Here is a 12,457-nt window from a genome sequence, read left to right on the forward strand (position 1 = left end):
GGACAGAGGATTTGGCGATGTCGACTGAAACCGTTACGCAAACCGTGCAAGAATTGAAACTGACTCCACCTGACCCGGTGCCCACAGTTGCCCCGCAACAGGCGATGGGACTGGTCCCGGTGACTGACGAGCAGCAAAGCAAGCTTGCACAGCGGGTAGAGGCTTATGTCGCTGACCTGATTGCGCAGGATGTCAACAGCCCCGAATTCGGCAAGCGCGTAGACCAGCTAACCAATATGGGCCGCAAGGAAATCATGGAAGCGTCCGCGCAGTCGAACCGCTTCCTGGACAAACCGATACGCCGGATGGATGCTGAGTCCGGTGTCGGTGCAGACCTTGCCGAACTGCGCCGCGTAGTTGAAGATCTGGACCCTTCCAAAAAGGGCAATCTGATGACGAAGCAAAAACTGTTTGGCATCATTCCCTTTGGCAGCAAATTGCGTAATTATTTCGATAGCTATCAAAGTTCGCAGACGCATATCAGCTCCATTCTGGGACGCCTTGGCAATGGCAAAGATGAGCTGTTGATGGACAATGCCGCGATTGATGTGGAGCGGCAGAATCTTTGGGTTGCGATGGGCAAGCTGGAACAGATGATCGTGATGTCCAAGCAGCTTGATGCCAAGCTCGAAGAAAAAGCAGCAGAGTTGGAACTGTCCGACCCCGCCAAGTCGCGCGCGATCAAGGAAAGCGCCTTGTTCTATGTGCGCCAGCGGACGCAGGATTTGCTCACGCAAATGGCGGTTACGGTGCAAGGCTATCTCGCGCTCGATCTGGTGAAAAAGAACAATGTCGAGCTCGTAAAGGGCGTTGACCGCGCGTCGACAACAACTGTTGGCGCATTGCGTACCGCCGTCACCGTTGCGCAGGCGATGACAAATCAGAAGCTGGTATTGGACCAGATTACCGCGCTTAACACCACGACAGCGAACATCATCGACAGTACGGGCCAATTGCTGCGCGACAACACCGGCAAAATTCATGAGCAAGCGGCGGCATCGACCATCCCGCTCGAAACATTGAGCCGCGCCTTCCAGAATATTTATGACACGATGGATGCAATCGATACGTTCAAGCTGAAAGCGCTCGATAGCATGAAGCAAACGTCCGAAGCGCTCGAAAAAGAAGTCGAAAAATCGAAAGGCTATATCGCGCGGGCCGAAGGTCAGGCGCAGGCCGTTAAGTCCACGCAGGACAGCGGCTTGCTTGCGTCGTTGGAAGGGTAGTTTGTGATACAAGGTAAAATATGAACAGCCCCGCATCTGACTCACATGAAACCCTGACCGCAGCGGCCCGCTCACTGCGCAACGTGCGTATGAAGCCCATAGGGTCAAAGTCTCAAGCGCTCCGCCGTGCCCATTTCTGGGGAAAGCTCAGCAAAGCCGTCGTCGCCATAGGTGTTGTGCTAATTGGCGCGGGAATCGTCGGTGCCATAATTGACGGAATCGGCTTTTGGGGTGTGATGATTACCGCACTCGTCGGGGCGGTTGTCGCCTATGTGCTGATGCGCTATCCCGAAATGCCAATGCCCACGACTGAAAGCTTGCGGCAGACTGACCTTGCGACATTGGCGGGCAAAACCGAAATATGGTTGGAGGCGCAGCGTCCGGCCCTGCCAGCGCCCGCAGTTAATCTCATGCAAGATATTGGCTTGCGGCTGGATCAGCTTGCGCCGCAACTGCAAACTCTTGATGAAAACGATCCCGCTGCGCGTGAAGTGCGAAAGCTGGTGGGCGAGCATCTGCCGGAGCTTATTAACGGGTATAAACGCATTCCCGATAGCCTGAAGAACAAAGAGCATGCCGGAAAAACGCCTGCGCAGCAGCTTGTGGACGGCCTGAAGACGATCGACCGGGAAATTGAAACGATGACTGGCCAAATCTCGCGTGGTGAACTGGACAAGCTTGCTGTGCGTGGACGCTACCTTGAGATGCGTTACGATAATGCAGACACAAACGGGCAGGGGGCTTAAACCCTGCACTGCTAGTCACCTGCACGGCGCTCGCCGCAAGATGACACTTTCTCCGACCTTGTGCGTTATACTGTCCATCCATGGCCCAGAATAGCAATCGCGCCCCTCATCTGCTTTGCGAAATAGAAACGGTCTTATCTGACGGTAGACCCGTTTGCTTACGCACCATCAGGCCAAGCGACGAGGCTCACATCCGCGCGGGTATCACCGAGATGTCAGATCGATCGCGCTATTTGCGTTTCTTTTCTGCCTTTCGCGCACCCCCAGACTCAATTGTAAAACGCCTGAGTGCGGTAGATGGGCATGACCATATCGGATGGGGTGCAATTTTGCTCGACGGTGAGGACAATCCACCGATAGGAGCGGCGCACGCGATCCGTTCTGAAGAGCTGCGCTGGCACGGCGAACTCGCTATAGCGGTGCTCGATGAATATCATGGGCTTGGCCTTGCGCGCATGTTGATCGCTGCGGTGTTGATGGATTGTATTGAAGAGGATTTGCCGGTCCTTGATATGCAAATGCTGGCTGAAAATCGCGCAGCCCAAAATCTGGTGACATATCTTGGTGCCAAGCGCGCCGCTGCACTCGACAGTGTAAGTCATTATTGGCTTGATGTGCGGGAAGCGTTGCGAATTCTAAACAGTGACCAAGATTCCGCCGGGCTAAAGGCTATATTCGCGGCGCGCGGCACAAATTAGGTGCGCTGTTCCATCTGGCGACTAAATAAATATGCAAAGCTTTGCATAAAAATTAGAAAAGATGCCGCGTGCAGCGCCAATGCAATTGCTTCAAAGATTTGATTTTGGTAGCGGACTTAACGATTGGATGATTTTGAACCGGTAATATGTGCGGTTTAGACCCCATATTACTGAAAAGGGTAAGCAATGGAAAATGACAATTACCGTGCATCGCCCTTGTCCAACGAGCGGTTGGGACAAATTGTCGAAGACTCGGCGAGCGAAGTCTATGTTTTTTCAGTAGAGGATTTCCGCTTCACGCTGGTAAATCGCGGCGCTCGGGAGAATCTCCAGTATTCGATGGATGAACTGCGCAGCTTGACGCCGTGGGATATCAAGCCGGGAATTAACGAGACCGAATTCCTCGAATTGATTATGCCGCTGGTGAGCAGTGAGTTACCCGTGCTGCATTTCAACACAGTGCATAGACGCAAAGACGGCACCGAATATGACGTTGCGGTGCAGCTGCAGTTGATCCGTTCAGATGATGCGCCCCCGGTGTTTTTTGCGGCTATTCAGGATGTCACCAATCGCAACAAAATCGAACGCGAGCTTCAAGATGTGTCCGGGCGGCTGAATGCCATTTTGCAAAACACCCGAATGGCAGTGTTTGTTATGGACGATTCCCAGCAATGTGTTTTCATGAACAGCGCGGCGGAAAAGCTCACCGGTTATAGGTTTGAAGAAACGCAAGGCAGGCCCTTGCACGATGTCATCCATCACAGCTATCCCGACGGTCGGCATTTTCCTTTGCACGAATGTGTGATTGACCGCGCTTTGCCGGAAGAAAATCAGGTGATGGGCGAGGAAACCTTTGTCCATAAAAACGGCCATTTCTACCCCGTAGGATTTACGGCATCCCCCATTCGCGACGATGATGGCGTTGCGATCGGTACAATAGTTGAAGTGCGGGATATCAGTGATGAACTGGCCGCCCGAGACGCGATGCACAGGTTCAATGACTCATTGCAAATTAAAGTGTCCGAGGCCATCGAAGAGCGCAAGCGCGTCGAAGAACAGTTGCTACAAGCCCAAAAAATGGAAGCTATCGGCCAGTTGACTGGCGGTATCGCGCATGACTTCAACAACCTGCTTCAGGTCATCGGCGGCAGTCTTGAGCTCTTGGCCCGCGATATAGGCGACAATCCACGTGCACAGCAGCGATTGGAAAACGCAATGGGGGGCGTTGCCCGCGGTGCGAAGCTTGCGTCGCATCTTTTGTCATTTGGCCGTCAGCAGCCGTTGCAGCCCAAATCCAGCAATGTGGGCCGACTGCTTCTTGGTATGAGCGACATGCTGGCGCGTTCACTTGGCGAAGCCATTGAAGTGGAGACCATGGCGTCGGAAGACATATGGAATTGCATGATTGACTCCGCGCAGGTCGAAAATGCGGTGCTCAATTTGGCGATTAATGGGCGGGACGCCATGAACGGGCGCGGAAGACTTACGATTGAGGCGTCGAACGCCTTCCTGGACGAACGATATGCGTCGGCCCATGCAGACCTAGCGCCGGGACAATATGTTATGATTGCTGTCACTGATACCGGATCAGGCATGTCGGCTGACACACTCGAGAGGGCCTTTGATCCGTTTTTTACGACAAAGGAACCCGGAAGCGGGACTGGACTTGGCCTCAGTATGGTCTACGGCCTGGCAAAGCAGTCCGGTGGCCATGTGAATATCTACAGCGAAGTCGGGGTAGGGACGACTGTTCGCATGTACCTGCCGCGCACGCGATCGGCAGAAGACACGGATGTCGAAGCGCCATTTAGCCATTTTCCCCATCAAGCGGGTTCTGCCGAAACTATTTTAGTTGTTGAGGATGACGCAGTCGTCCGCACGACCGCAGTGGAAACATTACGGGAGTTTGGCTTTACAGTCGTGGAAGCCGCAAACGCAGAGCGGGCGCTGGCCATCATTGAAAGCGGTACAAAAGTCGATCTGCTGTTTACCGATGTTGTCATGCCGGGCACATTGCGCAGTCCCGAACTCGCCCGTCGCGCAAAGCAAATTTTGCCGCGTATGGGAGTTTTGTTCACGTCGGGATATACAGAGAATTCTATCGTCCATTCGGGCCGGCTGGATGATGGTGTAGAGTTACTGTCAAAGCCATATTCCAATGACCAGCTATTTCAAAAAATTGGCCGCGTGATGGCAAAAATTCAAAAGGACATTTTGGTGCAACCCAACAAACCAGTAAAGCCTGAGACAAACGTATCCCAGAATTGCAGCTGGAATGTGCTTGTCGTTGAAGACGAGATTCTCATTCGGATGAATTTGACCGAAATGCTTTATGAGCTTGGCGCTGAAGTGACAGAAGCAGGTAGTTTGTCGGAGGCTCAGGCTGCTTTCACCAATGGCGACTTCAATATCGTTATAACAGACATAAGCCTACCCGACGGCAGTGCAGAACATTGGGTTACGGAACTTGTAAATGGAGGGCATCAAGGCGTCATTATTTCGTCTGGTCATCCCGCTGATGGCCATTTGGCACGCCATATTGCTGCCAAATCGGTGGGCATATTGAGTAAGCCGTATGAACTTAGCGACGTGGAACGATGCCTGGCAGAACGGCAACCTTAAACTTAACGTCCGAACAACTATTCGACCTTTTCAGGTTCGCCGGTAGACACGGAGTCTTTCGTAAAATGCAACTGGGTAGTGAGTAACGCGCGAAACGTGTTGTATCCGCCGGTGTTTGGATGAAATGCGTGGAAGAATAATTGCGGCTTGCCATCGAGCCCCGGAGCGACCGATGCGTGGCCGGGCGCCCACCAGTCGGGACGTGATTTCAATAGCGGCTTCTGTTGCTTCACGTACGGCCCGAGCGGGTGGTCGGCGACGGCCACGCCAATGCCATAAGCCGGCGTGCCAAAATCATTGCCGGCATAAAATAGCCAATAGCGGCCTTCTTGAATGGTGACCCACGGCCCCTCGATCAAATGGCCTTCCCAATGCTGGTCATTCACAAGCACGATGGTATCTTCACCGATCAGTTCGCCAGTGTCCGACAGCGGTTGTGCGTGAATGGGTGTGCTCATGGCGTCAAAGATCAGCGCCGCATCGGGGTCATGCTCAAGCGTCGCGCGGACATGATCCCAATTGTCGAGTACGGCCTCAATTAACGGCTGCATGAAGAAGAAACGCTCCATTGGCCGGCGCGTTTGGGCAAAAGGAAGTATCGCCGCAGCCACTGCTGCAGTTTTGCGGTCGGCTGGCTCGGAAAAAAGCTGCTCTATCAGTTCGGGCCGGTCACCCAAAAGGCGGGCAAGCGGGCGCGGCCAGACGCCATTGGTATCGCGTTTCCAGAATAGGTAGCGGTCGCCATTGCCGTCGACGAAAATATGACTGTCGATGACACCCCCGCTTAACACTGGCTGCTTGCCATCGTCCGGCAAGCCCGTGGTGTTGTAAGAAAACCCAGCCAGTAATGGTTTGCCGCTATCGCGCCATGGCCCTTCGGGATGGCTGCTTTTTGCCATGCCGATGGCCAGTGCGTTATTGTGCTGACGCGCGGTGTACACCAGCCAATATTCGTCACCCACCTTCGCCATTTCCGGTGCCCAGAAATCACCGATGGTTTTTCCCTGTGCCGTCCATTCCGGTGCTTCACCTTCGGGAAAAACAAAGCCTTTGTGCGTCCAGTTGTGCAGATCGGCACTGAACAATATGGGGAAGGCGTCAAGCGCATCGTTCGATGTGGCGACAAGATAATAGCCGTCATCCGTTTTCAACACCGCAGGATCACCATAGCCAGCAATGGACTTGGGGTTGAGAAATTCCGTAATCAACGGCTGCCATTGCGAGGTTTCGGAGCTATCACTGGGAGGCGCCTTCAACGCATGTGGCTTTCGTGTACCTACATCGTCTGCCAACTCGGCAAAAAACGCCTGATAATCAGAATGGTTCTGTCCCTTAATTACATAATGAAGCGTCCGGCCTTCCATAGTAACGGAAAGCCGGACCGCAGTGCCCTCGGCTTCAGCATGGATTTCGCATATCTGATTCGATTTCATTTTGTCCCAATACCGACTCGCCAAAATCAATGAAAGAGCGTATGTCCGATTTATATGATAAAAGTGAAGTTGGAGGGATTTTTGTGCACGCGCATCAGGCTCACGAGGTATCCGATATCATGGCAGGGATTTACGGCGATGGCATAATCGCCCTCCCAAACGCCTATCAACCACAACTCATCGACCGTATCCGTGCGAGCATAGACAGCTTGTTTGCCAAAGCGCGCGAAACGCCTGACGGCGCATTGCCCCGTGGCCCACATCGTTATTATGTAGAGGTCGCCCCAGAAAGCATCGATGGATTTACGGAAATTGCTTCGCATCCCTGGTTTCTTGCTGTGTGCGATGCCGTACTTGGTCCGTCATGGTCGATAGTCGAGGTGGGATTTGATATTCCATTCCCCGGCGCAACCCTTCAACCGTGGCACCGGGATTTTGCCGCGCCCGACGCTACGATCGAAGGGAGGCAAATAAACTCGCTGGCGTTCAACTTGACGACGGTCGACACAACGCCAGATATGGGGCCTTTCGAGATTGCGCCTGGAACGCAGTGGGATATGATACCCGAATGCCCGCGCGGGATGTTTCCAGACCCCGCGCGCTGGCCACGATATGAAGCGCGCAAGGTTGCCAAGCTGGCACAAAAAGGTTCAATTTCTGCCCGTTCGGCCCTAACCGTACATCGTGGCACCGCAAATGTGTCTGACACGGCAAGGCCAGTATTGGTTATCGGTGTTGACGGACCAAGTGCGCATAATTCTGCCCACCATGATCTGCAAATGACGCAGGCATTTGTGGAGGCTTTGCCGCCGGTCTTGGCACACCGGTTTACGGGGCGTATCGTCGAGCAGATTTCAGGGGTGCGACAAAACCACGTGATCGAGGGGCTTCTTGCCCCTGCATCATCTGGATATTGACGAGAACCAGTGCTTGAGCAATACATAATATAAATATTATAAAAGTTGGGAGCGGACTTGACGAGCCTTTCACTGATCGATGTGCATAAAGCCTATGGCAGCACGCCAGTGCTTGAGGGTGTGTCGTTGGAAATGCAGCCAAAGGAATTTGTCGCGTTTCTCGGACCCTCCGGCAGCGGAAAATCTACACTTTTGCGGATCATCGCTGGTTTGGAATCGCCTGATCGGGGTGAAGTATGGCTGGACGGTGCGCGCATTGACGGCATCGCAGCCGGAGACCGGGGCGTTGCACTCGTCTTTCAACAATATGCGCTGTATCCGCATATGACCGTGCGGGACAATATGGCCTTTGGACTTCGCAATGCCAAGGTGCCTGCCGACGAAATCGATGCCCGTATCGCTCAGGCTGCCAAAACGCTGGAGATTGAAGAGCTGTTGGAGCGCAAGCCAAGCCAGTTGTCAGGCGGGCAGCGGCAGCGCGTTGCCATTGGTCGCGCGATCGTAAAAGTGCCGAAATTATTCTTGCTGGATGAGCCGCTGTCCAATCTAGACGCTGCGCTACGTAATCGCACGCGCGTAGAGTTGGCCCAGCTTCGCCAAAGGGTGGAGGCCGCAGTCATCATGGTAACACATGATCAGGCAGAGGCGATGACGCTGGCTGACCGGATCGTAGTCATGAGTGACCGGAAAATTCAGCAGGTGGGCTCGCCGATGGAGATCTACGACCGGCCCGCGAACCGCTTTGTCGCGCGCTTTGTCGGATCGCCGGCGATGACCATGTTGCCAGTGACCCTGACTGATTCTAGCGACGGTCTTGCGCATGTTGTTTTGGATAATGGCACTCATATTCCGACCGGCGTTGCAGCGTCGGTTGGCAAGAAAGGCGATAGCTTTGACCTTGGTCTGCGTCCGGAAAATGTGTCGATTGTTGCTGCGGGGGCAGGGACCTTTGACGGCAAGGCCATGATCGTTGAACGTCTTGGCGACCGCACCATCGTCTATGCGCAACTGGCCGACAAAACAGAAATCACTGCGTTAGACAAAGGTGACAGCAATGTACGGATGGGCGACAAGGTCGGTCTGTCCATTGATGGGCGCGCAGCGCATCTCTTTGGGGCAGATGGCACTGGCCACCACACGGTGCGCGCCGCATGAATCGACTTGCGCGCTTTGGCGGGGCCTCGTTCGTCCTGCCGTTTGTTGCGGCATATAGCTTCCTGTTGATTATCCCGTTCTTTATGGGCCTATGGATCAGCCTGCATCGGGCTGACCTGTTTGGCGCGCGTCATTTCATCGGGCTGGAAAATTACGGGCGTCTGTTTGCCGATCCTGTTTTTTATCAGGCGATGGGCACGACGTTTATGTTGGCGTTGATGATCGTCCCGGCACTTACCATCATCACGCTGCTGCTGGCGCTCGCACTTAACCGGGCAACCCGGTCAGCGGCGATTTTCAGAGGCCTGTTCTTTTCCTCCTCGGTTCTGTCGGTGACGATCGTGACATTGATCTGGCGTTTTGTACTCACGCCGGATGCAGGGTTGATTGCGAAGGTGCTGACTGCCGTGGGGATGGAACCCATCCCTTTTTTGAGTGATCCTGACCTTACGGTACCAGCAATTGCTATCACGACGATCTGGTGGGGGCTCGGGCTGCCCATGATGCTGTTTCTGGCTGGTCTTCAACAAATTCCGCAGGATATTTATGAGGCCGCGGCGTTAGATCGTTCAAGCCGCTGGACGACGTTCTTCCGGATAACTCTGCCGTCGCTTCGCCGCACAACGATATTGGTCGTGATGCTTCAAACTGCAGCACAGTTGCAGATATTCGGCCAAGCGCAATTGCTGACCTCGGGCGGACCAAGCGGCAGCTCGCGTCCAGTGGTGCTCTACATTTACGAAATTGCATTTGGACGATGGGAATTGGGTTATGCCATCGCGGCGGCGGAAGTGCTGTTTATCCTGGTGCTTGCATTGACGCTTGGGCAATATTGGCTCTCGTCGCGCCATGAGGATCGTCCCGCATGAACGCGGTCATTAACCGTAACCGGCTGCCTTGGCCCGCGTTGATCGGCGTCACCATCGGGGCCGCTATCATGATTGCGCCGCTGCTGTGGACGTTGCTGCTTTCCCTTAAAAGCAACAGCGAGCTGATGCGCGACAGCGCTGCCGCTCTATCTGCGCCCTACACGCTGGAAAATTATCGCGACATCGTGTCGGGGTCTGATGTTCCGCGGTGGTTGCTGAACAGCATAATCGTATCGCTTGGCACCACCGCAGGCGTCCTCATCCTCTGCTCCTTGGCGGGGTACGGATTTGCGCGGCTTGAATTTCCATTTCGGCGAACCCTGTTCGTCTTCGTTTTGCTTGGCCTTGCAATCCCGGAACAAGCGGTCATCCTGCCTCGCCATCAACTGTTTGCCACGCTTGGGTGGCATAACAGTTATCCCGGGTTGATCCTTCCCGGCCTTGCCGCGCCGTTCGGCGTGTTTTTCATGACGCAGTATTTCAAGGCAATCCCGAAGGATCTGGACGAAGCGGCATTGCTCGATGGCGCGTCTCGTTTCGAGATATTCTGGAGAGTGCTGTTGCCCTTGTCCTATCCGGCACAGGCAACATTGGGGGTCTTCACATTCCTGGGCTCATGGAATGACTATTGGTGGCCACTGATTTCCGCCACGACCAGCGACAAATATACGCTCACCGTTGGACTTGCCTCGTCACAGATGAACTATGCGCAGACCAGCGGACTTGGGTTCCTGATGGCGCAAGCGGTTTTTGCATCCATTCCGATCCTGATTGTCTACATTATCTTTCAGAAACAGATTGTCGGCGCGATGGCCGGGGCAGCCACACGATGAAGCCTTTGCAAGCTTTCGTCGCGATCTCCGCCGCCTTGTTATTGGGAAGCTGTGAACAAGCAAGCGACCGGCCGACATTGGTCATCCAGCGTTTCTTCGGCGAATGCGGCGCGGTCTACGGTACGAGCATTGATGTTGCTAAAGCTGAGACTGAATGCGGCATCATCACGACGATCTTGAACCGCTTCGTCGCGGAAAATCCCGACATCAATGTGAAGATCAATGTTGTTGCCTGGCCCGGCTATCCACAGCTTGCGGCACAAATCGCTGCAGGCGACCCGCCCGATCTGGTGACCATGCATCAATCCGTCATATCCGACTATCAAGCGCGGGGTTTGCTTTCGCCCATGGCTGATCTGTTGGCAGACGCTCAAGTGAACCCTGAAAGTTTCACCCTCGCCGGGCAACGGGGTGCGATTAAGCGCGGGCAGTATTATGCTCTGCCGTGGGATACGATTGGCCGGCTTTGGCATATTAATACACGCCTGATGGATCAGGCTGGCCTGATGGCCGATGGCAAGCCGATTTTGCCGAATTCGCCAACACAGTTGCTGGAACATGCGCGGCGTTTCAAGGCAGCGACTGGCAAGCCTTATCTTATTCAGGCGCAGGTAGCCGCACCGGACTATTTGGTGGCCAATCTCTACACTTATCTGATGGCACAGGATGCCGTTATATTTCCTGACAACCGGCACATTCGTCTGAACACGCCCGAAGCACGCGCTGTGGTGCAGCTTTACCGCACGCTGAACGCGGAGAAACTGACCACCGTGGCGCAGGATTTTCCCGGGGCAACAGCAAGCTTCGTCAACGGGGAGGGCGGTGTATTTCCAACTGGAACATGGATGATCGGGCCATATGATGAAGCCGCGAAGCAACCGACAGCGCGTCTTGGGGGTTATGCTGTTGTTCCATTCCCGCGCCTTTGGGGCAAAAGCGCGGCTTTTGTTGATGGCCACGCGTGGGTCGTGCCAAAAGACAATCGGCCCGAATCCGAGCGCAAGGCTATTGCGCGCTTTTTAGGATTTGTCGCAAAATACAATGGAGACTGGGTGCGCACGGGACATCTTCCAGCTTTCGGCGCCGTGTTGGACGCGCCGACGTTTAAAACTCAACCGCATCGTAGTGATATTGCCGCCATGGCTGCAACCGGACAGCAATTGCCGGACTTTGTCGAACGACAGTCGGCTATTCAAGGGTTGATTGGTGAGGAGCTTGAAGCAGCGGTAACGGGTATCAAGCCCATCGATGTGGCGCTTATGGACGCAGAGCGGCGGGTGAACGAGTTGCTTGCACAATTGCCTTAGATCAGCCTGCGAAGGGCAGTTCGGCGATACCTTTAACCCCGGGCGAAAAGGCAAACATGCCCCCTGCTTGCGGTTGGTTTGAGAGTTCGGCGAACGACAGGTCGCGCGCCGCCGACGTAATAAATATTCGATCCACATCGGGGCCACCAAAAGCGACACTCGTCGGCCTTTGTACAGGCACGGGAATTTCTGCAATCAAGCCGCCATCGGGTGCAAACCGGCGGATACACCAGCCATCCCAGAACGCGATCCACAGACAGTCCTCGGCGTCCACCGTCATCCCGTCAGGATAGCCCATGTCCGGCGTGAACTGAAGAAACAGCCGTCTGTTCGTTGCATTACCTGCAGTGTCGAGGTCGAACGCATAAACGCGCTGGATTGCACTATCGGTATGGTACATCCTGCGCCCGTCGACGCTGAACGCCGGGCCGTTGGTAACACGATAGCCGGTGTCAATTGCGGTCCAGCTTAAATCAATATCAATGCGATACAGTGTGCCGCTGTCCCGCTGTTCGGCATGGTCCATTGTGCCTGCCCAAAAACGTCCTTCGCGGTCGATTTTGCCGTCGTTAAAGCGGTTTCCGGTCAGGAACTTCTCTGGGTTGCCAACATGCTTTATGGCCAATTCAGCCGAGATGGCGATAAGGCCAG

The 12,457-nt window shown here is 54.5% G+C and carries 11 protein-coding genes; 9 read left to right on the forward strand and 2 right to left on the reverse strand.

All coding sequences use genetic code 11. The annotated features are described in order from the left end of the window. Nucleotides 1-17: 17 nt before the first annotated feature. From ACK4S7_RS08225 to ACK4S7_RS08240, 4 genes are all read left to right on the forward strand, one after another. Complete coding sequence (locus tag ACK4S7_RS08225; RefSeq protein ID WP_409645813.1) at nucleotides 18-1,226, forward strand: toxic anion resistance protein; 1,209 nt, start codon at nucleotides 18-20, stop codon at nucleotides 1,224-1,226. 20 nt (nucleotides 1,227-1,246) lie between these two features. Next, nucleotides 1,247-1,972, forward strand: coding sequence for a hypothetical protein (locus ACK4S7_RS08230; RefSeq protein WP_409645814.1), 726 nt, complete (start codon nucleotides 1,247-1,249; stop codon nucleotides 1,970-1,972). A gap of 80 nt (nucleotides 1,973-2,052) precedes the next feature. Next, on the forward strand, nucleotides 2,053-2,670 hold the full coding sequence (locus ACK4S7_RS08235) for an N-acetyltransferase family protein (RefSeq protein WP_409645816.1): 618 nt from the start codon (nucleotides 2,053-2,055) through the stop codon (nucleotides 2,668-2,670). Between the two features lie 186 nt (nucleotides 2,671-2,856). Beyond that, complete coding sequence (locus ACK4S7_RS08240; protein WP_409645817.1) at nucleotides 2,857-5,292, forward strand: PAS domain S-box protein; 2,436 nt, start codon at nucleotides 2,857-2,859, stop codon at nucleotides 5,290-5,292. A 17-nt stretch (nucleotides 5,293-5,309) separates the two neighbouring features. On the opposite strand, the gene ACK4S7_RS08245 is transcribed toward ACK4S7_RS08240, so the two are convergent. Continuing rightward, complete coding sequence (locus ACK4S7_RS08245; protein ID WP_409645819.1) at nucleotides 5,310-6,725, reverse strand: glycoside hydrolase family 43 protein; 1,416 nt, start codon at nucleotides 6,723-6,725, stop codon at nucleotides 5,310-5,312. 29 nt (nucleotides 6,726-6,754) lie between these two features. On the opposite strand from ACK4S7_RS08245, the gene ACK4S7_RS08250 reads away from it, so the two are divergent. Genes ACK4S7_RS08250 through ACK4S7_RS08270 form a run of 5 tightly spaced genes read left to right on the forward strand, consistent with a single transcriptional unit; the run spans nucleotide 6,755 to nucleotide 11,806 of the window. Further along, nucleotides 6,755-7,642, forward strand: a complete 888-nt coding sequence (locus ACK4S7_RS08250; protein ID WP_409645821.1) for a phytanoyl-CoA dioxygenase family protein — start codon at nucleotides 6,755-6,757, stop codon at nucleotides 7,640-7,642. Nucleotides 7,643-7,699: 57 nt separating this feature from the next. Then, entirely contained in the window at nucleotides 7,700-8,797 is a 1,098-nt protein-coding gene (locus ACK4S7_RS08255; RefSeq protein WP_409645823.1) for an ABC transporter ATP-binding protein, read from the forward strand. Next, nucleotides 8,794-9,666 (forward strand): carbohydrate ABC transporter permease, encoded by an 873-nt coding sequence (locus ACK4S7_RS08260; protein ID WP_409645825.1) that lies wholly within the window; start codon nucleotides 8,794-8,796, stop codon nucleotides 9,664-9,666. The genes ACK4S7_RS08255 and ACK4S7_RS08260 overlap by 4 nt, the downstream gene beginning before the upstream one ends. Further along, nucleotides 9,663-10,499, forward strand: coding sequence for a carbohydrate ABC transporter permease (locus ACK4S7_RS08265; RefSeq protein ID WP_409645827.1), 837 nt, complete (start codon nucleotides 9,663-9,665; stop codon nucleotides 10,497-10,499). Before ACK4S7_RS08260 ends, ACK4S7_RS08265 begins: the two co-directional genes overlap by 4 nt. Next, the gene (locus tag ACK4S7_RS08270; RefSeq protein ID WP_409645828.1) at nucleotides 10,496-11,806 is read left to right on the forward strand and encodes an ABC transporter substrate-binding protein; all 1,311 of its coding nucleotides are present in this window, start codon (nucleotides 10,496-10,498) and stop codon (nucleotides 11,804-11,806) included. Before ACK4S7_RS08265 ends, ACK4S7_RS08270 begins: the two co-directional genes overlap by 4 nt. 1 nt (nucleotide 11,807) lies before the next feature. Here the strand turns inward: ACK4S7_RS08270 and ACK4S7_RS08275 are convergent. Further along, on the reverse strand, nucleotides 11,808-12,457 hold a 650-nt coding region (locus ACK4S7_RS08275), incomplete at its 5' end, for an SMP-30/gluconolactonase/LRE family protein (RefSeq protein WP_409645829.1).

Source organism: Sphingorhabdus sp., assembly GCF_046292425.1.
Lineage (GTDB): Bacteria > Pseudomonadota > Alphaproteobacteria > Sphingomonadales > Sphingomonadaceae > Sphingorhabdus_B.

Excerpts from the sequence above, each read along its gene's own strand:
- ACK4S7_RS08240 (WP_409645817.1), top strand. The coding sequence starts at position 2,857 with ATGGAAAATGACAATTACCGTGCATCGCCCTTGTCCAACGAGCGGTTG.
- ACK4S7_RS08265 (WP_409645827.1), top strand. The coding sequence starts at position 9,663 with ATGAACGCGGTCATTAACCGTAACCGGCTGCCTTGGCCCGCGTTGATC.
- ACK4S7_RS08225 (WP_409645813.1), top strand. The coding sequence starts at position 18 with ATGTCGACTGAAACCGTTACGCAAACCGTGCAAGAATTGAAACTGACT.
- ACK4S7_RS08245 (WP_409645819.1), bottom strand. The coding sequence starts at position 6,725 with ATGAAATCGAATCAGATATGCGAAATCCATGCTGAAGCCGAGGGCACT.
- ACK4S7_RS08260 (WP_409645825.1), top strand. The coding sequence starts at position 8,794 with ATGAATCGACTTGCGCGCTTTGGCGGGGCCTCGTTCGTCCTGCCGTTT.
- ACK4S7_RS08270 (WP_409645828.1), top strand. The coding sequence starts at position 10,496 with ATGAAGCCTTTGCAAGCTTTCGTCGCGATCTCCGCCGCCTTGTTATTG.
- ACK4S7_RS08250 (WP_409645821.1), top strand. The coding sequence starts at position 6,755 with ATGAAAGAGCGTATGTCCGATTTATATGATAAAAGTGAAGTTGGAGGG.
- ACK4S7_RS08235 (WP_409645816.1), top strand. The coding sequence starts at position 2,053 with ATGGCCCAGAATAGCAATCGCGCCCCTCATCTGCTTTGCGAAATAGAA.
- ACK4S7_RS08230 (WP_409645814.1), top strand. The coding sequence starts at position 1,247 with ATGAACAGCCCCGCATCTGACTCACATGAAACCCTGACCGCAGCGGCC.